Source organism: Saccharothrix sp. NBAS 001 (genome assembly GCF_056640475.1).
In genome coordinates this window covers 4,281,690-4,303,016 of record NZ_CM153251.1, presented here as the reverse complement: position 1 = coordinate 4,303,016, position 21,327 = coordinate 4,281,690, and the positions used below count along the sequence as shown (strand labels likewise).

The following is a 21,327-nucleotide window of genomic DNA, read 5'->3' as shown; positions in this document are numbered from 1 at the left end:
GATCGGGTGTCGGCGTCGTCGGTCGGCAGGTTGCGCCACCGGCCGGTGGTCTCCCCGGGAAAGCCCGGAGATCACGGGTTTTTGAGCGCTTTCAGGACCAGGGGTCGGGACATGACTCCGGTGGTGGCCTCGGCGAGTTGGTTGGCGCTGGTGCCGGCTTGGTGTTGGGCGCGCAGGGTGTCGATCAATCTCGCACGGGCCCGGTCGGTGGCTTCGAGGGCGTCACGGAGGTCGGCGACGGCCCCGGCCAGGTTCACGGACGGATTCTCGGCCGGATGGCCGCCGGTTGGGTCGTGGGCGGCCTGGTCGGTGGCGGGAGCGAGGGGCGGCGCGTCGCCGGTGGTCTCGGGTCCTTCGGTGTGGAGGACGCCGCAGGCGATCGGTCGTGACGCGGTGGCCCGTCGTAGTAGGGCGCGGACGCCGGGGTGCCTTGTGTGTGGACGCAGTCGGACCCGCATCCCGGACACGGCCGCGCGGACACGGGCGCTGTGGACGGTGGGGTAGTCGTCGAGGAACTGGTTCCAGGAGGCGACGGCGTGTTCGAGCCGGCCGTGGCGGTAGTGGAGTTCGGCCAGGTGGGCGTGGGTGAGTACCCGGGATCGGCGTTCGGTGGCCGGGCGGTCGCGCAGGGAGCCCCGGAAGGCGTTGACGGCCCCGGCCCGGTCGCCGAGCAGGGCGCGGACGACGGCTTGTTGGTACTGGAGCGAGGCCCGGTGATGGGCCCCTACCGCGAGCGTGGTGGAGGTGGCCCGGTCGAGGTGGCGTTCGGCGGCTCGGAGGTTGGTCAGGGCGTGGTGGCGGTCGCCGGTGGCGGCGTGGGCGACGGCGAGTTGACCGTCCAGGAACGACAGCGTCGACTCGGGAAGGGTCGTCGGGTCGGTGTGGCGGGCGGACTCGGCGAGGTCGAGTGCCTGGGTGTGGTGGCCGAGGTGGTGCGCCTGCGCCGACATCGCTCGCAGGGTGATCGCGTAGGTGCGGGGGTCGTCCGCCTCGACGGCCAGTCGCAGCGCGGTGAGGTAGTGCCGTTGGGCCGGGCCGTGGAGTTGGTCGTCGTAGCAGCAGAACCCGTGCAGGTAGGTCAGCCGGGCGGCGACGGAGAAGAGGGCTTGGCGGGTCGGGCCGGTGGTCGAGGCGTGCAACCAGGGGTCGATCGTGGTGGCGAGGAAGTCGGCCAGCGTGGGGCGGGTCGTGCCCGCTCCGAGAGCGAGATCGGACTCGGAGAACAGCCGCAGCATCGTCTCGGCGAGATCGATCTCGCCGGGCCCCACTCGGCCCGGGGACGCCGCGGTCGGCGTGGCACCACCGGAGGCGGCGCGCGTGGGCTCCCAGTCGGGGACCGCGAGGTTGGACAACCGGTAGACCCTCACGTCCGGACCCGGGCAGGCGTGGAGGTCCGCGGGCGGTGCCGAAGTCGCCGACCGTGCCCACGGATCTCCGTGCGACGCAGGGCGGGCCGAGGGGGCGTAGTCGGTGTCGGCGGTGGTGATCGGCCGCCCCAGTCGACGGGTGAGGGCTTCGACGATCAGTTCGGGCACCGGGGAGCGGGGTCGGGAACCCGACGCCCAGCGGCCGACCGCCGCGCGGTGGTACCGCAACGACAGCCCCGACTCGGCACCCACGGCGTTCACCGCGCGCGCCAGCGCCTCACCGCTCCAGCCCGCCTCGGCCAGCAACGCCCGCAGTCCGTGGTCCGAGCCGGTCGGGCGCGCGTCCGCGTCGTCGTGAGCGGGTGTGCGATCCACTGGTGGGGCGGAGCTTTCTCTCATGACACCTCGATTCCGGGTTCAGCGACCCGGGCTCGATTCCGGCATCGGGTTCCCGCAGACCAGGCCGGCGGTCCCCGACGGTTGGCGACGAATACCTGCTGCGGCCCGTACGTCGTCATACCGTCCATTGATCCTCCGGCAACGGTGTCGGAGGATCAATGGCAGTGTGCCTGCGGTTGTGGACCGAACCGCCGCCCGTGGGCCGGTGAGGTCGGCGTGCGGGCGGCACTGGTGTCCACCGCAGGGTCGGTCCGGTTTGCCTTGGTCGGGTTCTCAGGGGCGGGAGGTCCCGGCGTCGTCGAGGAGCATTCGGCCGACGCCGTCGGCCAGGCGTCCGTAGGGGTTGATGCCGCTCAGTTCGACGGCACTGCTGATCACGCCGAGGGTGGCGCGTCGCACGGCGAGTCCTTGGGCGGGCGGCAGCAGGAAGGTCCGCCTCATGGCGTGGTCGAAGTCGATGTAGAGCTTTTCGTCGGGGCGGTCCCCGATGCTGTCCGGCGCGTCGTCGTGCCCGACGATGTGCTGCTGCCAGATGCGGGCGATGACCGGCCGCATCTCGGTGTCGGCCAGGCGGCGGGCCGTGTCATGGGTGACCGCCACGTCCAGGACGCTGTCGAAGAAGCGGCACCACCCCTCGGCCAGGGCACGCAGGTCTGCCTGGGTGGGGGCGCGGTCGCAGTCGGCCAGGACGGATCGGGCCGCGGCGTGGCAGTCGTCGGTGCGGTACCGGTTCCTGGGGCCGAGGAGGCTGCGTGCGACGGCCCGGTCGGCCAGTTCGGCGGCCCAGGGTGCTTCGGGGTCGCGGGGAGCGGCGTCGTTCTGGCTCCACAGCGGTTCCCACGTCGGGGAGTAGAGGGCGTACCCGGGGCCCAGGACGGTGCGTGCCACCCGTTCGAGCCTTTCGCCGGGAGGGTGGGGGGCGAAGGCGTCGCGGATCGCGCCACCTGCGGCGGTGAGGCTCGCCAGGTGTGCCCTGACGACGTATCGGGAGGCTATGAAGTACCACAGGAGGTTTCCCATCGAGGTCTCGCCCCACTCCTCGTGGCCGATCGCGTCGCAGTCGCATTCCAGGGCGTCGTCGGTCAGGCGCGCGAGAGCGTCCCCGGCGCCGATCACGGCGCTGCCGCCCCGTACGGCCAGGGCCACGACGTGCGCGTTGAGCGTTTCCTCGACGTTGAAGTCGGGGATGATGTCGAGGAGGTCGTTGGTGTGGAACACGTTGTCGAGGGCGCGTTTGATCTTGTCGCAGGTGCCCTCGCCCAGGGGGGTTCCGAGGTCGTCGGTCATGTGCCCGTAGCCGAGTGTGTTGAACGCCATCCGGTAGGAGGGAGGCACGTCGCCATCCCAGTGGCGTGCCTGGAGGATCTCGGCGTGCGTCGGGGGGCCACCGGCGGCGGTGATGAACCCGTCCAGGTCGGTGATGGCGGCGGAGGCCACGCGCAACGTGGTCTTGGCGAGCATGAACGCGGTAGCGGTCATGGTGTCGCGCAGGGACTGTGACGCGGCTCTCCCGGCCAGGCACGTCAGACCTTCGCTGGCCCCGGCCAGGTACATGTCGACGCCCCCGATGCCGCCGGCGTCGTCGTCGAAGTCGGGGTAGTCGATCGCGGTCGCCAGGCAGCTGACCGAGCCGATCAGGTCGAGCGCGGCGGGGTCCAGGCTGCGGATCCACAACCAGCAGTACCAGGACGACCAGAAGTCACGGGCGGCCATGGCGCCCGCGCCCTCGGGCGTGTCGGCGTTGCGCTCGCAGTACTCCGGGAGCAGCCGATCGACCTCTCCTCCTTTGCGGGCCCCGGCCGCGCTCAGCGCCTCCAGGACCCGTCCGGCCGGTCGGGCCTGCAGCGTCCGCAGGACTGCCGCCGCGACCAGCGCGATCGCCCCGAGGGGGGTGTCGATGGCGCTGGTGATGAGTTCGTGGGACGTGCCCGCACGCACTGCCCGCCGTGCCATGTCGTCCCCGAAGGGGTACCGGGTCACCCGGGGAGACTCGAAGGGAACGTAGTGGGGGTGCAGCGCCATGTAGGTCATCGCGGCGAGGCCCGGGTCCGGGGAGGCGGGGTTCCACGCCCCGTCGAACTGTTCTTCCGGGGTTCCCCCGGGGCCGATGGACAGGCCGTCCAGTATCTCCGCGCAGCCCGGGCCCGTGTTCAGCCCGAGCGCGGCCGGGTCCCACACGTGCCTGATCAGGGGGTTGTTCGCCCGTGCGCGGCGGACGTCTTCGGCCGGCGGCAGTGTGACGACGGGAAGCGGATTCGTCATGATGGTCGCTCCTGTGTCCGGGAGGGATCGATGGGTGCCGGGTGACCGGTGGCGGCGTCGTCGCACGCCGTCGTGGCCGGCCTGCCCGTCATGGCCGGGCTCCGGGCTCGGTGTCGTCTGTCCCGGTGGGTTCGGTGAGTCGGAGGGCGTGTTCGAGGAGGGTCTCGACGATCTGGTGTTCGGGGACCGTGGCGACGACGCGGCCCTTGACGAAGATCTGTCCCTTGCCGTTGCCGGAGCTGACGCCGAGGTCGGCCTCGCGGGCTTCGCCGGGGCCGTTGACGACGCAGCCCATGACGGCGACCCGCAGGGGGTGGGGGAAGTCGTGGAAGGCGGCCTGGACCTGTTCGGTGAGGCGGTAGACGTCGACCTGGGCGCGTCCGCAGGAGGGGCAGGAGACGATTTCGAGCCGGCGGGGCCGCAGCCCGAGGGATTCGAGGATCGCGATGCCGACCTTGACCTCCTCGACCGGTGGGGCCGACAGCGAGACCCGGACGGTGTCGCCGATGCCCTCGGCGAGCAGGATGCTGAAGGCGGCCACGGATTTGACGGTGCCCTGGAACAGCGGGCCGGCCTCGGTGACCCCGAGGTGCAGGGGGTAGTCGCAGCGCGCGGCCAACTGCCGGTAGGCGGCGACCACGGTCATCGGGTCGTGGTGCTTGACGCTGAGCTTGAGGTCGGTGAAGCCGTGTTCCTCGAACAGGGAGCACTCCCACAGGGCGGATTCGACGAGTGCCTCGGGGGTGACCTTGCCGTGCTTGGCCAGCAGCCGGGGGTCCAGGGAACCCGCGTTGACGCCGATCCGGATCGGCGTCCCGGCGTCGGTCGCCGCGCGGGCGATCTCGGCGATCTTGTCGTCGAACTTCTTGATGTTGCCCGGGTTGACGCGCACGGCGGCGCACCCGGCGTCGATGGCGGCGAAGACGTACTTGGGCTGGAAGTGGATGTCGGCGATCACCGGGATCGGGGACTTCCTCGCGATGACCGGGAGTGCGTCGGCGTCGTCCTGGGAGGGCACGGCGACCCGGACGATCTGACAACCGGTCGCGGTCAGCTCGGCGATCTGCCGCAGCGTGGCCTCCACGTCGGCGGTCGGGGTGGTGGTCATGGACTGCACCGACACCGGTGCGCCCCCGCCGACCGGCACCGCGCCGACCATGACCTGCCCGCAGGAACGCCGGACCGGCGATCGGGTCGGGGCTGCGGGCATCCCGATGTCCAGGGTCGTCATCGCCGGTGTCCTTCCGTGCGGGCGGGCCGGGAGTTGTCGAGACGTGCCAGTCCGTCGAGCACGGCCTCGGCGATGCCCTCCGGGGTGAGGTGGTGGCCGGCCAGCAGCTCACCCCGGTTGCCGTGGGCCAGGAACGCCCGGGGCAGGCCGAGGTTGCCGACCGCGGTGGCCACGCCCGCGTCGGAGCACGCCTGGCGCAGCGCGGTGCCGGAACCGCTGGTGCGCAGGGCGTCCTCGACGGTGATCACCATCCGGTGCCGGGCGGCCAGGTGGGTCAGGGCGGGGTTGATCGGGAGCACCCAGCGGGGGTCGGCCACGGTGACGCCGATCCCCCGCTCGGTCAGGGCGGCGGTGGCCCCCAGGCACGGGCCGGCCATGGCCCCGCCGGCGACCAGCAGCACGTCCAGGGGCAGGCCGGGGCTGCGGTAGAGGAGGTCGATGCCGTCCATGCGGGACAACGCGGGCAGGTCGGGTCCGACGGTGGCCTTGGGGAAGCGCAGCACGGTGGGGCCGCCGGTGTGGGCGATCGCCTCGTCGAGCAGTTCGGCCAGCCGGGCGGGGTCGCGCGGCGCTGCCACTCGCAGTCCGGGCACGGCCGAGAGCACGGCCAGGTCCCACATGCCGTGGTGGCTGGGCCCGTCGGGGCCGGTGATCCCGGCGCGGTCCAGCACGAGGGTGACCGGCAGCCGGTGCAGTGCCAGGTCCATCATGACCTGGTCGAACGCGCGGTTGAGGAAGGTGGAGTAGATCGCGACCACCGGGCGCAGACCCCCGAGGGCCAGTCCTGCGGCGCACGTGACCGCGTGCTGCTCGCTGATCCCGACGTCGATCATCCGCCCGGGAAACGCCTCGCCGAAACGGGACAGGCCGGTGGGACCCGGCATCGCCGCGGTGATCGCCACCACGTCGCCCCGGCGGGCGCCCACCGCGCACAACCGCGAGGCGAACACGTCGGTCCACGTGGGGGCGGACGCCGCGGGTGCGGCGGTGACCGGATCGATCGTCCCGACGGCGTGCAGGCAGTCGGCGAGGTCGGCCTCGGCGGGGGGATAACCCTTGCCCTTGACCGTCACGCAGTGCACCACGACCGGGCGGCCCAGGCCCGCCGCCCGCCGCAGCGCCGCTTCGGTCGCGGCGATGTCGTGCCCGTCGACCGGCCCGAGGTAGGCCACCCCCACCGCGTCGAACAGGGTGGTGCCCGTCGCACCGGATCCCTCGCCCCGACTCAGCGCGCCGAGGTGGCGGGCCAGGCCGCCGACGGTGGGGGCGTAGGAGCGGCCGTTGTCGTTGAGCACGATGACGACCGGTCGGCCGGGCGCCCCGCCGATGTTGTTGAGCGCCTCCCAGGCCATGCCGCCGGTCAACGCGCCGTCGCCCACGACCGCGACGACCCGCCGAGCGGTGTCCCCCCGCAGGGCGTAGGCGCGGGCGAGGCCGTCGGCGTAGGACAGGGCGGTGGAGGCGTGGGAGTTCTCGATGACGTCGTGGGCCGACTCGGCCTGGCTCGGGTAGCCCGACAACCCGCCCGAGCGGCGCAGGCCGTCGAAACCGGCGTGCCGTCCGGTGAGGATCTTGTGGACGTAGGCCTGGTGTCCGACGTCGAACAGGATCCGGTCGGTGGGTGAGTCGAACACCCGGTGCAGTGCGATCGTCAACTCCACGACGCCCAGGTTCGGGCCCAGGTGCCCTCCGGTGGCGGAAACCTTGGCGATCAGGAACTCCCGGATCCGCTCCGCCAGGCCCGCCAGCCCGGCGGGATCGAGGTCGCGCAGCTCGGCCGAGGTGCACGGACCCGACCACGGGAACTCCGGTGCGGTGGGGGCGCTCATGACGCGTGCACCGTTCGGGGTAACGCGAAGTGCAGCGTCTCGGTGGTGACCACGTGTTCGGTGACCGTGATCGGACCCAGCCCACCCAGCGCGGCGATCACCTCGGTGACCAGTTCCGGTGGCGCGGAGGCCCCTGCGGTCAGGCCGATCACCGTCGCCTCGGCCAGCCAGTCGGGCCGGATCGCGGTCACGTCCTCGATCAGCTGCGCCGACCGGCCCCGCCTGCGGCACAACTCCACCAGCCGCACCGAGTTCGACGAGTTGGCCGAGCCGATCACCAGGACCAGGTCGGACTCCTCGGCGATCGCCTCGACGGCGTGCTGTCGGTTGGTGGTGGCATAGCAGATGTCCTGGGTGGCGGGACCCCGCAGCGCCGGGAACCGGCGGCGCAGTGCCGCGATCACCGCTGCGGTCTCGTCCACCGCCAGGGTCGTCTGGGTCAGATAGGACACCCGCTCCGGGTCGTGGACCCGCAGGCGCTCGACGTCGTCGACGGTCTGCACCAGCACGGTGTGCTCGGGAACCTGCCCCAGGGTGCCGTCGGTCTCCTCGTGCCCGGCGTGCCCGATCAGCACCACGGTGTCGCCCCGGGCGGCGAACCGACGCGCCTCGACGTGGACCTTGGTCACCAACGGGCACGTCGCGTCCACCACCCGCAGGTCACGGCCCTCGGCCTGGTCGTGCACCGCCGGGGAGACCCCGTGCGCGGAGAACACCACCCTGGCTCCGTGCGGCACCTGGTCGAGGTCGTCGACGAACACCGCGCCCTGGCTTTGCAGGTCGGCCACGACGTGGGCGTTGTGCACGATCTGCTTGCGCACGAACACCGGCCCACCGTGCGCGGCCAACAGCCGCCGCACGATCTCGATCGCCCGGTCCACCCCGGCGCAGAACGAACGAGGAGCGGCCAGCAGGACCTGACGGGGCCGCACGACCCGTGACCAGGCATCCACCGCCGCCCTCGCCGCCTCCGACGCCGCCGGGTCCGCGCCGACCGCCGCCACGGCGAACCCGGTGCGGTTTCGCTCGTCCGTGCCCCAGTCGGCCAGCGCGGCCCGGGCCGTACCGCCCGGCTGCAGGCGCAAGGACCCGTACGTCGCGGTCGTGCCCGCACGTCGCAGCGTCCCGAGCAACAACGCCGCCGCCGGACACGCCGCCACGACCTGCCCCGGGCGGTGGATCTCGGTGGCCACCAAGACCTCGGCGGTCCGGTCTTGCCGGGGTACGGTGGCGGGAACGATCGTGGAGGTCACACGAGGCTCCACCGCCTCGCACCGGGCGGCCATCAGTGGTCCCTGTGGGTGATCAGGTGCGCCAACGCGACCAGGCAGCCGGCCGCCTCCGGTGCGGGATCGGCCTCGTGCAGGCACACCAGCGCGGCGTCCAGTTGCCGGTCGGCCTCCTCGCGGACCCAGCGGCGTCCACCGGCCCGGTCGATCAGGTCCGCCGCGATCACCACCTCCGCGTCGGTGAGGGCTTCGCCGCGCAGGTACAACTCCGCGAACCGGTCACCCAACCCGTCCGGCGCGTTCAACGCGGCCACGACCGGCAGGGATTTCTTCCCGACCCGCAGATCCGCCCCCTGGGGCTTGCCCGTCACACCGGGGTCGCCCCAGATCCCCAGCAGGTCGTCGACGAGCTGGAAGGCCAACCCCAGGTGGAACCCGAACCCGTGCAGGCGCTGCACCCGCGCCGGGTCGGCGTCCCCCAGCATCGCCCCCACCGCGCACGCGCACCCCAGCAACGCGCCGGTCTTGTTGCCGGCCATCGCGACGCACTCGTCCAGCCCGACGTCGGCGCGCTGTTCGAAGGCCATGTCGGCGGCCTGGCCCGCGACCAGCGCGATCAGCGCCTCACCCAGCCCGCGCACCGCCGGCGTGGCCAGTGGCGCCGGTCCCTCGGCGAGCACATGCACGGCCGACACCAGCAGGGCGTCACCGGTCAGGATCGCCGCGGGCACCCCGAACACCGACCACACCGTGCGCCGATGATGACGCACCTCGTCGCCGTCCATCACGTCGTCGTGCAGCAGCGTGAAGTTGTGCGCCAACTCCACCGCGACCGCCCCGCGACCGGCGGTCTCCGGAGCACCGCCCACCGCCTGGGCGCACAGCCGGACCAACGCCGGTCGGATCGCCTTGCCCGAACGACCTGTCCCGGTGGGTCGGCCCTCGGCGTCCCACCACCCGAAGTGGTACCCGGCGATCGTGCGGGTCGGCTCTCCCAACCGGTCGACCGCCTCCCGCAACCCCTGATCCACCACAGCGCGGGTGTCCCGCAGGACCTGCCAGGCCAACCCACCCTCGGTCGACCCGGCCGCGACCGCGCCACCGGTGATCATCGTCATCACACCGCTCCTCGCCCCTCGGCACAGCACGACTCGGCGGCCGAGGACCTGAACACAGCGAAAGGGGAACCGTCGGAACGCGACGGCACTTTCTGGAAAATTCGAGAACCGCACCCGGAAAACCGCCGATGACGCCAATCCGCGAGGAACTCTTGAAAACCAGTGAACGCCCGCACGGCCGACCCGCCAACCCCCTGAGAGGGCCCGAGTTGTCTACAAGCCAGGCGGACGTGACAGCGACGACACCCCGCAGAGGCCGACACAGTGCCCCGCCCCGCCTGGCCCCTCCACCGGCGGGGCCACATCCGAGCAGTTCAGTGCGTCAACGCCCGATACGGCCACACAACGGACCCGTCACCCTCACCGGCCTCACGACCGGTCAACACCTTGACCACCACGTGCCCGGCGCACACAGGACCGACAACCGTTGCGGCTGCGGCACAACGACCGGATGACACGGTCGTACGGCACGACCCGGGACGCTCATCCCACTGATTCCGACCGGTTCCCGGCATGCCCGAGGCCGCGTCCCCACCGCATTCCACCCCACCGAGGACGCGGGTCCGCCAACCGCCCGCGACCACCCTGCCCTGGCCTACAGGCAGAGCGGGAAGACCATCGCGACGGCCACCGGACACGGCCGTGGTGCCACCGACCAGGGTCGGTCCGGTGGTGACTTGGCGGTTCATGGGCGAGGACGTCGTGCTTCACCGCACGCGCTCGGGCCCGCTACGGGCGCCCCGTAGCGGGCCTCACCTCGGCGCGCACCTCGGCCGCAGCGGAGGCTGCACGGCGGGGGCATCGTCTGACCCTTCCGCGCCTTCGGGTTCTCGCCATCCGGAACCTGCGTCCGGACCGGATGCGGCACCACACCCCGCCCGACGTGACTCTTCGGCTGGGACTGCGTGGACGCGGTTCGGGGTCCACCCTCGGACTGCCTCAGCGCCTCGCGAACCGGTGCAGGGCGTCGAGCACGGCCGTAGCGGGGGTGTTCGGGTGGTCGGCGTCGTGCAGCAGGTGGTCCACTCCGGACAGTGGCACCCGGCCCGGTCCGGCGGCGTGCGCGCGACGGAGGGCGGTGGTCAGGGCGTCCGTTGTGGCGCAAGGGACTTGGACGTCGTTCGTGCCGCAGGTCAGCAGCACCCTGGTCCCCGGCCGCAGGGCCGCGGCGGTGTCCGGTGGGTAGACGGCGTCGTCGCTGTCCACGAACCGGCTGCTCTGCCCCTGGAATGCCGTGAACAGCTGTGCGACTGCGGGTGGCAGGTCGGTGGTGTCGACCGGTCGGTGTTCGCGCAGGGCGGTGACGGCGGCGTCGATCGCCGCGTCGATCGCGTGCTGCTGATCCGGGGTGAACCAGCCCTGCCGGGTCGCCTCGGCGACTTGGGCGTGCAGTTGCAGCGCGACCAGGTCCAGCAGGCGGATCGCCTGCGGTTGCAGCAGCGCCAGGCCGGTCGGGCGCGGGCGGGCGGTACCGCCGAGCAGCAGCGCGGTCATCGCGCCTTCGCTGTGCCCGACGACGGTCAGCGCGTGCGGGTCGGTCTCCGGTTGGTCGCGCAACGACTCGTAGGCGGCCTTCGCCTGACGCACGAAGGCCGGGTAGTCGAGCGTCTCCGGGTGATCGCGATAGGCGCCGAGCCCGGTGCGGCCGGTGCCGTACTTGTCGAAGCGCAGCGTGGCGACCTGGTCGTCGTCGAGCGCGTCGGCCACCTGCGCCAGGGTGTTCGGCGACGCGGTCGGTTGGTTGCCGTCGCGGTCGGTGGGTCCGCTGCCGGGCAGCAGCAGCGCGGCGCGCAACCGCTGTCCGGCGCGGTGCGCGGGAACGTGCAGGGTGCCGTACGTCGTCGTCCCGTCGACGGTGAAGACGACCTCGCGGTCAGCGGCCGGCACGGGACGGGGTGCCGCCTCGGCCGGGCCGGCGGTCACGACGGTCAACGACATCACGACGGCGGCCAGGCGGGAGAACATCGGCTCATCCCCTTCGGCGCAGGGCGTTCTCGACCAGCGCGACGGTCTCGCGCGGGTTGTCGACCTGGAGGACCAGGCGGGTGTAGCGCTCGTCGGCGAGTTCGAGCACAACGGCCTTCGACGGGTCCTTCACGTCCCAGAAGACCTTCTCGCCGTCGAGGTGGAACGTGCCCGCCGTGATCACTCCGGGCAGGTGGGTGCCCGGTGCGCGGAGCCCCTTGGGCTCTGCGGAGATGCCGGGGTCGGCGGTCGCGCCGCGAACGTTGGCCAGGGGGATGGTCAGCCTGCTCTTGAGGGCCCAGAGCTTGTCGAGACCCTCCATCACGACGACGAGGTCGTCGCCGTCGACGTGCACCAGTGCCATATCGGTTTTCCTTGTCAGCCCAGGGGATCGAGGCGTTGGGAGAGCGCGGTGCCGACGCCGTCGGGGCTGCCGCGCAGGAGGATGCCCAGCGCGGCGGCCGTGAGGGCGGCGGCCAGATCGGTGGAGATGCCGAGCGCGTCGGCGATCGCCTGGTCGACGGCGGCCAGCGCCGCGGCGACCTCGGCCGCCACCTCCTCGTCGGCCGGTGCCCGTTCGACCGCCGCGAGCAGCAGCAGGCCGAGGTCGGCCGACGTGACGAGCCGCAGCGCGGTCGCGGCATCCGTTGCCGCGGCGAGCGCTTCGGTCAGGGGGCGGACGTCGTCGGCGATGTGGTGGCGCAGGGCGACCAGGTAGAGGCCGTGCTTGCTGCCGAACGTCTTGTACAGGCTGTTGCGGTGCACGCCGAGGTGGGTGACGAGGTCGTCGACGGACACCCCGTCGTACGCGCGGCCGCCGAACAACCCCACGGCGGCGCGCACCACCTCGTCCTCGTCGAACGCCCTTCGCCTGCCCATGCCACGACCATAGACTTTTGAGGAACGATCAGTCAAGAACGATCGTTCCTCAAAGTCGGGTGCCAGGGGAGCGGTGCTGTCAGGGGGGCGGTTCGGGGGAAGTCGCGACTGCGAGACTGATCCTGGTGTCATCACCGTGTGGCGACTGGGCGATCCTGCGGGCCGCACAAGATCGACGTCTCGTCGGCGGCGGGTCAACCGGATGCTCCCGCCCGCTCCGGCCCCGGAAGGTGGGAAGTGCGTGGGTGCGGGGGTGCTCGGCCCGTCCGGTCGGGCCGGTGATCGCGTCCACCCGGGGTGGGCGGGCCAAGGGAGACGCGCGGACGGCGGGTCGGTGGTGTCGCGGACTCCAGTCCACCTCGTCGGTCATGGCCGGCCGTGCCGCGTCCTTGGCCGCCCGGAACGGAATTCGCCGGTGCGGGCCTGGTCACGGCCGTCCGGTTCGCCGGTCGGGTGAGTCGGGTCGACGGCGAATCCGGCTTCCGGCAATGGAATTCCGCGTGTCCCGGAATGTCCACTGTGGACGTGAAATGGCTGCCATCGTCAGTTCGCCATGACGCTGAACGGATCGTCGGCGGTTGAACCACTCGGCGGGACCACTGCTCGCGGCTCCGTCGCTACCGTTGTCCACGGGCCCACGTGTCGCGTCACCGACCGGATTGGGAGCACCACATGCGCTGGTTGTCCGTTGTGGCCGCGATCGCGACGTTGGTCTTCGTCGTGCCGAGCGCGGAAGCGTCGGTCGAGTTCGACTTCGAGGAGCTTTTGCCGGCGAGCGGGGATCCCTCCGCCCGGCTGTGGGCGATCAACGAGGCCGGCCAGGTGGTCGGGTCCTCGCAGTCCAAGTCCCACCCGTCCGACGCCGTCCTGTGGGACGGGCCCGCGAACCCGAAGTACGTCGGCAACAACGCCGCGCTGGGCGTCAACGGGCGCGGCGACGCGGTGACGGCGTCGGTGTTCAAGTCGGCCGGCGCGCTGATCTACCACCTCGGCGCGTGGGAGAACGGCAAGGTGGTGGACCGCACTCCGGGCGGTGGCACCACGATCCCGATCTCGGCGCGCGACATCAACGACGCCGGGGTCATCCCGGTGGGGTACCGGCACCGCGACGACAGCGGGAGCAGCGGCAACTCCCGTGCGGCGGCGTGGCGCAACGGCGCGCTCGTCGACCTGCCCCTGCCCAAGGGCGGCGACCTGGATCACCAGGTGGTGAACCAGAAGGGCACGACGGCGGGTTCGCTGACCCCGCTCGACAACTCCGGGAACTTCGCGTTCCGCTGTTCCGGCGGCAAGTGCACGCGGCTGCCCGCAGCGGGCTCCGGCGGCACCTATCGGGTGCAGGCGCTCAACGAGTCGGACGCGGTGGCCGGTTCGTGGTGGCCGGGCCAGGCGTACTCGTCCCGCGCGGTCGTCTGGAACGGCACCTCGGTGACCGTCCTGCCCGGCGACTACACGGGCGTCGCGGCGAACCCGCGCGCGATCAACGAGCGCGGCGACGTCGTCGGCTGGTCCGAGGTCGGCGGCGTGCGCAAGCCCGCGCTCTGGCGTGGCGGGCAGCTGGTGGACCTCGGTGCGACCGGCACCGGTGAGGCGGTGGCGGTGAACGACCGGGGCGACGTCGTCGGCTGGCAGCGCACGAGCACCGGAACCCGTCCCTTCCACTGGCGCGCCGGCGTCCTCACGGAGTTGCGCACGCCGACGGACCTCCAGTCGCAAGCGGTGGGGCTGAACAACGCGGGCGTGATCATCGCCCACTCCGGCGACCTCCAGACGTTCTCGCGCGCCTTCCGCTGGACCGTCCGCTCCTGAGGGCCCCAGGGAATCGGTCCATTGTGGACTCCACGGACCCCGCGTCACCGGTGTGGGCGGTCAACGAGGCCGGGCAGGCGGTCGGGGCCGTGCACTCGGCCGCCAGTGCTTGGGGTGCCGCGCTCCGCTGGGACGGGGCGGCGAACCCGGTCCGGGTCGGCAGTTCCTACGGCATCGGCGTCAACGGGCGCGGCGACGTGCTGACCTACCTGAGGTTGAACACGGTCGGCCCGCTGCTCTACTCGATCGCGGTGTGGGAGAACGGCCAAGAGGTCGACCGGTCGCAGCAGGGCCGCCTCACCGTCCCGTTCTCGGCGCGGGACGTCAACGACTCCGGGGTCCTCCCCGTGGGGTACCGCCACGACTCGGACGGCGGCGGGTACGAGACCACGCGCGGGGGCACTTGGCGCAACGGCCGGTTCGCGGACCTGCCGTTCCCCAAGGCCACCAGGGTGGCCCACCGGGTGGTCGACACCAAGGGGACCACGGCGGGTTCGCCGACCCCGCTCGACGGCACCGGGAACTTCGCGTTCCGCTGTTCCGCCACCAAGTGCGCGCGGCTGCCCGCAGCGGGCCTGGCGGGCACCTACGACGGGTTGGCGCTCAACGAGTCCGACGTGCCGGCCGGCACGTGGTGGTCGGACGAACCGAGTTCGTCCCGCGCGGTCGTCTGGACCGGCACGTCGGTGACCGTCCTGCCCGGCGACAACGCGGGCGTCGCGGACAACCCCCGTGCGATCAACGACCGGGGCGACGTCGCGGGTTGGCACACGACGGCCGACGGGATCCGGCCGTTCTTCTGGCACGCGGGCACCTTGACCGACCTGCGCACGCCGGACGACCTGCCGTCGAAGGCGAGCGGCCTGAACAACGCCGGCGTGGTCATCGGCACCGCCGAGCAGTTCGGTCCGCCGTCGCGCGCCTACCGCTGGACGGTGCGCTACTGACGGGGTACGGCCCATTCGTCGGCATCGTGTTGCGGGTGTTGGCGTGGTACGCCGCCGAGGCGACCGGTTTCGGGGCAACCGGTGTGCCCGTGCGTTGCCCTCCAGGTCCTGTCGTGGCACGGCCTGCGCGGGTATCCAGGTGAGTGCCCACCCCCGGTCCCGTGGAGAGCTGATGCGCAGTCAGGACAAGAAGGACCAGGCCGAACCGCCGCAGCAGCGGCAAGTGCCGACCAGCGACACCGACGTGCCCGCATCGCTGGACCACGTGACGCCCGCCGGGGTGTACGCGCTGCAACGCAGCGTCGGCAACGCCGCCGTCGCCCAGCTGCTGGCCGGCCGGCCCGAGGCGGCAGCGGACGGCCCCGCCCTCCAGCGCTCGACGGTGCCGGACGTGCTGCGCTCGTCGGGGCGGCCGCTGGACGAGGCGACCCGGGGCGACATGGAGTCCAGGCTGGGCGCGGACTTCTCGGACGTGCGGGTGCACGCCGACGCGGCGGCCCGGCGCTCGGCGTCCGAGATCGGCGCGCGGGCCTACACGTCGGGCACCCACGTGGTGATGGGGGACGGCGGCGGTGACCGGCACACGCTCGCGCACGAACTCGTGCACGTGATGCAGCAGCGCTCGGGTCCGGTGTCGGGCACGGACAACGGGTCGGGCCTGAGCGTGTCGGACCCGGCGGACCGGTTCGAGCGCGAGGCGGAGCGGACCGCGCACCGGGTGATGTCCGAACGGGCCGGGGCACCGGCGCAGCGCGCGGCGGCGGAACCGTCCGGCGCGGTTCAGCGCGCACCGGGAACGGCCGTCCAGCGGGCGCAAGGCGATCCGCCGGGCGCGCAGCTCGCCCTGCGCGACCTGGCGCGCCGGTGGAAGGTCCAGTCCTTCTTCGCGCTCACCACGGGGCGGTCCGGTGAGCTGCAACGGGTGGACGCCGCCGTCGACGCGTGGCGGCGCGCCGAGGCCGCCGACCCGTCCTCGCACCACCCGGACCTGCTGCGCGCCGTCCAGCAGGCCGCCCGGGACTGGCAGACCGCCAAGGCCGGCGGCAGCAAGAGCTTCCGCGGCGCGCACGTCAACAGCCTGGCGCGTCGGGTGGCCCGCGTCCTGGGCGAGGGAGCCGACCCCTCGGCGGTCGGTCCCGCGCCGGGCCTCGTGGAGGAGGACGCCGAGGTGCTCCCGGTGGTGGAACGCCCCGGTGGCGCAGACGTGGCGGACGAAGTGCGCGCGCCCTCGGAGCGTGCCCCGTCCGAGCGCGCCCCGTCGCCGGGGGACGGTGAGAAGAGCGAGGAGGAGTTCTTCAGCGACAGGGACATCGAGGAGAACGTCACCCTGAGCGAGAGCGATTCCGACAGCGGGTCGGACGGCAACCCGTGGATCTACTCCACGAACGGGAACGTGGCGGTCGGCAGGCGTTCGCAGACCAAGGACCTCTACGCCGTGGAGTCCGTCATCGCCAACGCGAACGCGGAACTCGCGGCATCGGGCGCGGCCGTGCGGCTCCGGCCGGCGGACGGGGACGTGCCCGGCGAGCTGGCCGGTCGTGGGCTCCTGAAGTGGAAGCCGGTGATCGTGGCGGCCGGCCAGGAGCGCGGCGACGAGGACATGCTCAGCGTGGACCAGTGCATCGAGGTCGCCCGCGTCGTCACGGGCAAGTCGCTGGACAAGGTGCTGCTCGCCCCGGACGAGGACGGGGCGGAGCGCGTGGAGCACGAGCAGAAGCCGGACGACGTCATCGGCCTGACCTCCTACCCCCGCCTGGTCACCCGACCGGGCATGACCCCCGGCAACCTCGCCCGCCGCCTCCCCAACGACAGCGGGTACCTGCTGTTCGGCTGGCGGGGCGTCGACATCGACATCGACATCGAGGAGAAGCACGAGGGGGAGGTCAGGCCCGCGATGAGGGAGGCCCGCGGCGTGCTCACCGGCGCGGGCATGCCGCCTGAGCACATCAGCGCCCTGCTGAGGGCGATGGAGTCCCATCAGCTCGAAACGTACCCGGCTCTGCAACAGCTCCTGGTCGACCGGCTGGAGGACGCCGGGGTGTTCGACCAGGAGCCGTCGGACGCGAGCGCGAAGACCATCACGACCACCGCGGAGAGCATGGCCATGCTCGCCAAGTCGCGCTACCGGCCCTACGACCGGTCCGATCCGGAACGGGACGCCAGGTTGGGCATCAACGAGGCCGCGGACGCACGGGTCGGCGAAGCGCTGGCGATCTACTCCACGCGTGGCCGGTCGCGGGCCGAACAGGAGACGGACCGGGAGTCGGGCGCCAAACCGCCGTGGGCGTACCACTTCGCGGGTGTCGTGCTCAAGGACGGCGACGACGTGGTCACCCTGGAGAACTACAACCGTCGCGGGAAGCCGAACGCGACCCGCATGTGGTACTTCGGACTGTACGGTCCCGGTCGCACGTTCCACCAGACACACCGCGAAACGGTCACCGGAGCGCTCACCCTCGCCATGAGGTGAGCCGCCGGTCCGTCGGCGAGGAGTCCTGGGATCGGACGACAACGCCCTCACCTTGCCCACAACCGGGATGCGAAGAGCGCAGGCTCGGGGTGTGACAGGGCAGTGCCCGGGCGTGGCCGTCCCGGGAGATCAGGCGTGTGGCGGCTTGTTCGCTTGGACGTGCTCGGCGATGCCCGCGCGCGAACCGGTGTGCAGCTTGTCCGCCAGGCGCGACACGTGCGACTGCACCGTCCGTCTCGGGAGGGCGAGTTCCTCGGCGATGTCCGGGTTCGACAGGCCCGCCGCGACCATCCGGGCGATGCGGACCTCCAGCGGGGACAGCAGGTGCCACCCGGTCCGGGCCGGGGAACGGGTGTCCGGTCCGGTGCGCCGGACTCCGGCCGCCCGGCGGCGGTTCTGCGCGCGCACGACGTCCCAGCGCGCGGACAGGCCGCCGAACAGCTCCACCGCCTCGGCGAACGCGGCCGACGCCTCGTCCGCGCGACCGGTGGCGGCCAGCAGCACGCCCGCGTCCTCCCAGGCCGCCGCGCACTCCGGCACCCGCCCCACCTCGCGGTAGTGGGCCGCGGCACCGAGCACCGGGTCCGGGTCGCCGGAGATCAGGCTCCGGCAGTGGGCGAGTGCGGCGGACGCGCGGGCGGGCAGCACCTCCTTCGCCGCCTCGTCCTCGCCGACGGCGAGCGCCCGCAGCGCCGTCGCGCGGTCGCCCGCCGTCAGCGCCAGCCGGATCAGGTAGGGCAGCCACTGGTGGCGCAGCATCATCGGGGCGTAGTCCCGGTGCAGCAGCGGTTCCAGGCGTGCGACCGCCTCGTCCACGCGGTCGCGCTGCTCGGCCGCCAGCGCCGAGGCGACCAGGTGGAAGTCCCAGTTCTCCCGTTCCGCCGGGGTCGTGGGCGCGTCGGTGCCGCCCAGCCACGCCGTCGCGGCCGCCCGGTCGTCGCGGTGCCCGGCGATGAGCGCCGCCACGCCGCGCACGAGCAGTGCGGCGGGACCGGGTTCGCGCAGGCCGAAGAACGTGCTGCCGGGCCCGTCCTCGGTGACCGTGTCCAGCTCGGCCAGCGCCTCGTCCCACCGGCCGGTCCAGTGGTGGTGCACGGCCGCCGTCACCTGGAGCGCGGTCGGCAGGTGGTGGCGTGCGGCGACCAGGCGCGCCGTGCGCACCGCCTCCTCGGCCTCGGGCAGGCGGTCGAGGTTCTGGAGGCTGAACACCCGGTTGTCCAGCAGGTCCAGCCGCAGTTCGGCCAGGGCGGGGCGGTCGCCGACGTTGGACAGCGCGTCGTCCACGTGGCGCAGTGCCTGTTCGTGGTCACGTCGGACGGAGTGCACCAGCCACAGCGTCTGGGACGCCTGCGCGACCGCGTGCGGCTCGCCCGCGGCCACCGAGTCCGCGTGCGCCCGCCGCGCTGAGCGCTCCGCCTGGTCGAGGTCGGACAGGTCGCCGCGGGAGAAGTCGGCCAGCAGCGCCACGTGCCGGAACCGCCAGATCTCCGGCACGCCCGGTACGGCCAGCGCCTCGCCCAGCACGGCGACGGCCGTCGCGGTGTCGCCGCGCCGGTGCCGGATCGCCGCCCGCAACTGGCGCATCTCGGCGGCCTGCGCGGGGTCGGCGGTCAGCGCCTGCGCCCGTTCCGCGTCCGCCTCGGGCAACCGGCCCAGCCGGAACTGCACCCTGGCCAGGGCGGCGAGCAGGCTCGCCCGCTGCCGCGGGGTCGGCAGGTCGGTGTCCACGGCCGCGCGCAGCAGGTCGGCGGCGACCGCCGGCGCGCGGGCGGCCACCGCGCCGTGGTGCTCGGCCAGCCAGCGCACCACCCAGCCGTCCGGCGGGATCTCCTCGGCCACCAGGTGCCCGGCGACCCGGTCGGCCGGCAGCCCCATCCCGGCCAGCACCTCGGCGGTGTGCCGGTGCAGCGCCGCCCGCACCGAGCCCGGCACGCCCTCGTGCAACGCCTGCCGCAGGTACGGGTGCCGGAACGCCAGGTCGTCGCCCACCTCCACGACCACGGTCGCGGTCAACGCCTCCTCCAGCGCGCCCACCAGTTCGAGCGGCGAGCGGCCGGTGACGGCCGTCAGCTCCGCCACCCGGAACTCCGCGCCCAGCAGCGCCGCGAGCGTGAGCACCTCGCGCGTCTCGTCGGACAGCACGTCGAGCGTGCGCTCCACGACGGTCAGCAGCGAACGCGGCACCTCCTCGACGGCGGACGGGTCGACGTCGGCGACACCGTCCACCACCCGCACGGAGGACCCGCGCACCAGCGAGCGCGCCACCTCGGTCAGGTAGAGCGGGTTGCCCGCGGTGCGGCGGGCCAGCTCGCGCAGCGCGGTACCGGGCGGCGCGCCCACGACGCTCGCGAGCAGCGCCTCCGCGTCGGCCTGCGGGAGGGGGCTCAGCGCCAGCACGTGCCCGTTGCGCGCCTCGACGCCGCGGCGCACCCTGGCCAGCTCCGGCCGGCCGGGGTCCGCGCGGGTCGCGGCCACCAGCAGCAGCGGGAGCTGCCGGGTCGCGGTGGCCAGCCGGTGCCACAGCAGCACGCTGGCGTCGTCGGCCCAGTGCAGGTCGTCGACGACCAGCAGCAGGGGCCCGGTCGCGCACGCCTCGTCCACCAGCGCCGCCAGCAGGTTCAGCGCGACCGGGACCGGGTCGTCCACGCCGGAGTCGCCGCGCAGCAGCGCCGCCAGTTCCGCCCGCCGGGGGTCCGGCGAGTCGGCGCACACCGCCAGGCACTCCGCGGCCACGTGCAGCGGGTCACGCCTGCCCAGCTCGTCGGCGGCGGTCCAGGCCACTTGGCAGCCCCGTTCGCCCGCGTCCGCCAGCGCCACCGCGAGCAGCGCGGACTTGCCGATGCCCGCCTCGCCCTCGATCCACACGGCCGTCCCGCGCCCGGCCAGCACGTCGGACACCAGTTCGCGCAGCAGCGCCGTCTCCTCGTCCCGCCCGACGAGCACGCCGCCCGGCGCGCGCACCCGCGCCAGGCGCGGCGGCACGGAGAACAGCTCGCGCGCCCCCCGCTCGCGCGGCGCGGCGGCCAGGATGCGCCGGTGCAGTTCCCGCAGCGCCGGACCCGGCCCGACCCCCTGCTCGGACACCAGTGCGCGGTGCGCCTCCCGGTACGCCTCCAGCGCCTCGGCCCGCCGGCCGGAGCGGTGCAGCGCCAGCATCACCAGGCCGCGCAACGCCTCGTGCCACGGGTGCTCGGCGACCAGCCCCGTCAGGTCCGCGACCACCTCGGCGTACTCGCCCAGCTCCAGCCGCGCGCGGGCGTGCTGCTCGGCGACGGCCAGCCGCAGCTCGGCCAGCCGCTGCCGCTCCAGCTCGGCGAACGGGCCGGACACGCCGGCGTAGGCGGTGCCCTGCCACAGCCGCAGCGCGCCGCCGAGCGCCTCCCGCGCTTCGGCCCACCGCCCCGCCGCCGACAACCGGCCGCCCTCGTCGCGCGCCCGGACGAACAGGTCGGTGTCCACCGCGCCGTCCGCCAGCCGCAGCGAGTACCCGGTGGACCGCGATTCGAGCGACGCCCGGTGCGCCCCCAGCACGCGCCGCAACCCGGACACGTAGGTGTGCAGGCTGCCGACGACGCTCGCGGGCGGCTCGGTGCCCCACACGGCGTCGACCAGCTCGTGCCGCGACACCACCTGGTTCGCCCGGGTCGCCAGCACCGCGAACACCGCGCGCTGCCGGGCGTGCCCGAGCGGCAGCTCGACCGGGCCGGACCAGGCGCGCACCGGCCCCAGCACGCTCACCCGCAATCCCTCGGCAGACGTGGTCGACACCCGCACCCCCGCACTCGGCCCCGTCGACCATCCAACACCCCGGGCGCGCGGGAC

General features: G+C 73.2%; 13 protein-coding genes. 3 read left to right on the top strand and 10 right to left on the bottom strand.

Translation table 11 applies throughout. From position 1 onward, the window contains the following. Positions 1–71 precede the first annotated feature (71 nt). The 9 genes from AC0HI0_RS17860 to AC0HI0_RS17820 form a co-directional block, all read right to left on the bottom strand. Positions 72–1,766: an NsdA family TPR-like regulatory protein gene (locus tag AC0HI0_RS17860; RefSeq protein ID WP_480933506.1), complete on the bottom strand. Its 1,695-nt coding sequence runs from the start codon at positions 1,764–1,766 to the stop codon at positions 72–74. Positions 1,767–2,039: 273 nt separating this feature from the next. After that, a complete protein-coding gene (locus tag AC0HI0_RS17855; protein ID WP_480933505.1) occupies positions 2,040–4,028 on the bottom strand; it encodes a hypothetical protein in 1,989 nt (662 codons plus the stop codon). An 88-nt stretch (positions 4,029–4,116) separates the two neighbouring features. After that, positions 4,117–5,259: a flavodoxin-dependent (E)-4-hydroxy-3-methylbut-2-enyl-diphosphate synthase gene (gene ispG / locus AC0HI0_RS17850; protein WP_480933504.1), complete on the bottom strand. Its 1,143-nt coding sequence runs from the start codon at positions 5,257–5,259 to the stop codon at positions 4,117–4,119. Then, positions 5,256–7,088: a 1-deoxy-D-xylulose-5-phosphate synthase gene (locus tag AC0HI0_RS17845; protein WP_480933503.1), complete on the bottom strand. Its 1,833-nt coding sequence runs from the start codon at positions 7,086–7,088 to the stop codon at positions 5,256–5,258. The genes ispG and AC0HI0_RS17845 overlap by 4 nt, the downstream gene beginning before the upstream one ends. After that, entirely contained in the window at positions 7,085–8,341 is a 1,257-nt protein-coding gene (gene ispH, locus AC0HI0_RS17840; RefSeq protein ID WP_480933502.1) for a 4-hydroxy-3-methylbut-2-enyl diphosphate reductase, read from the bottom strand. Before ispH ends, AC0HI0_RS17845 begins: the two co-directional genes overlap by 4 nt. A 32-nt stretch (positions 8,342–8,373) precedes the next feature. Beyond that, a complete protein-coding gene (locus AC0HI0_RS17835; RefSeq protein ID WP_480933501.1) occupies positions 8,374–9,435 on the bottom strand; it encodes a polyprenyl synthetase family protein in 1,062 nt (353 codons plus the stop codon). A 939-nt stretch (positions 9,436–10,374) separates the two neighbouring features. Beyond that, the gene (locus AC0HI0_RS17830; RefSeq protein ID WP_480933500.1) at positions 10,375–11,400 is read right to left on the bottom strand and encodes an alpha/beta hydrolase; all 1,026 of its coding nucleotides are present in this window, start codon (positions 11,398–11,400) and stop codon (positions 10,375–10,377) included. 4 nt (positions 11,401–11,404) lie between these two features. After that, positions 11,405–11,764, bottom strand: coding sequence for a hypothetical protein (locus tag AC0HI0_RS17825; protein ID WP_480933499.1), 360 nt, complete (start codon positions 11,762–11,764; stop codon positions 11,405–11,407). Between the two features lie 14 nt (positions 11,765–11,778). After that, the gene (locus tag AC0HI0_RS17820) at positions 11,779–12,279 is read right to left on the bottom strand and encodes a TetR/AcrR family transcriptional regulator (RefSeq protein ID WP_480933498.1); all 501 of its coding nucleotides are present in this window, start codon (positions 12,277–12,279) and stop codon (positions 11,779–11,781) included. Positions 12,280–12,951: 672 nt separating this feature from the next. Here AC0HI0_RS17820 and AC0HI0_RS17815 point away from each other — a divergent pair. The 3 genes from AC0HI0_RS17815 (at position 12,952) to AC0HI0_RS17805 (ending at position 17,505) form a co-directional block, all read left to right on the top strand. Continuing rightward, the gene (locus tag AC0HI0_RS17815; RefSeq protein WP_480933497.1) at positions 12,952–14,088 is read left to right on the top strand and encodes a hypothetical protein; all 1,137 of its coding nucleotides are present in this window, start codon (positions 12,952–12,954) and stop codon (positions 14,086–14,088) included. Positions 14,089–14,111: 23 nt separating this feature from the next. Continuing rightward, complete coding sequence (locus AC0HI0_RS17810; RefSeq protein WP_480933496.1) at positions 14,112–15,035, top strand: hypothetical protein; 924 nt, start codon at positions 14,112–14,114, stop codon at positions 15,033–15,035. Between the two features lie 172 nt (positions 15,036–15,207). Next, positions 15,208–17,505, top strand: coding sequence for an eCIS core domain-containing protein (locus tag AC0HI0_RS17805; protein WP_480933495.1), 2,298 nt, complete (start codon positions 15,208–15,210; stop codon positions 17,503–17,505). A 129-nt stretch (positions 17,506–17,634) separates the two neighbouring features. On the opposite strand, the gene AC0HI0_RS17800 is transcribed toward AC0HI0_RS17805, so the two are convergent. Then, on the bottom strand, positions 17,635–21,243 hold the full coding sequence (locus AC0HI0_RS17800) for an ATP-binding protein (RefSeq protein WP_480933494.1): 3,609 nt from the start codon (positions 21,241–21,243) through the stop codon (positions 17,635–17,637). Positions 21,244–21,327 lie beyond the last annotated feature (84 nt).

What these genes read in the sequence shown, in the direction of transcription:
- AC0HI0_RS17820 (WP_480933498.1), bottom strand. Translation starts at nt 12,279, where the DNA reads ATGGGCAGGCGAAGGGCGTTCGACGAGGACGAGGTGGTGCGCGCCGCC.
- AC0HI0_RS17805 (WP_480933495.1), top strand. Translation starts at nt 15,208, where the DNA reads ATGCGCAGTCAGGACAAGAAGGACCAGGCCGAACCGCCGCAGCAGCGG.
- AC0HI0_RS17830 (WP_480933500.1), bottom strand. Translation starts at nt 11,400, where the DNA reads ATGTTCTCCCGCCTGGCCGCCGTCGTGATGTCGTTGACCGTCGTGACC.
- AC0HI0_RS17835 (WP_480933501.1), bottom strand. Translation starts at nt 9,435, where the DNA reads ATGACGATGATCACCGGTGGCGCGGTCGCGGCCGGGTCGACCGAGGGT.
- AC0HI0_RS17815 (WP_480933497.1), top strand. Translation starts at nt 12,952, where the DNA reads ATGCGCTGGTTGTCCGTTGTGGCCGCGATCGCGACGTTGGTCTTCGTC.
- AC0HI0_RS17825 (WP_480933499.1), bottom strand. Translation starts at nt 11,764, where the DNA reads ATGGCACTGGTGCACGTCGACGGCGACGACCTCGTCGTCGTGATGGAG.
- AC0HI0_RS17860 (WP_480933506.1), bottom strand. Translation starts at nt 1,766, where the DNA reads ATGAGAGAAAGCTCCGCCCCACCAGTGGATCGCACACCCGCTCACGAC.
- ispG (WP_480933504.1), bottom strand. Translation starts at nt 5,259, where the DNA reads ATGACGACCCTGGACATCGGGATGCCCGCAGCCCCGACCCGATCGCCG.
- AC0HI0_RS17855 (WP_480933505.1), bottom strand. Translation starts at nt 4,028, where the DNA reads ATGACGAATCCGCTTCCCGTCGTCACACTGCCGCCGGCCGAAGACGTC.
- AC0HI0_RS17845 (WP_480933503.1), bottom strand. Translation starts at nt 7,088, where the DNA reads ATGAGCGCCCCCACCGCACCGGAGTTCCCGTGGTCGGGTCCGTGCACC.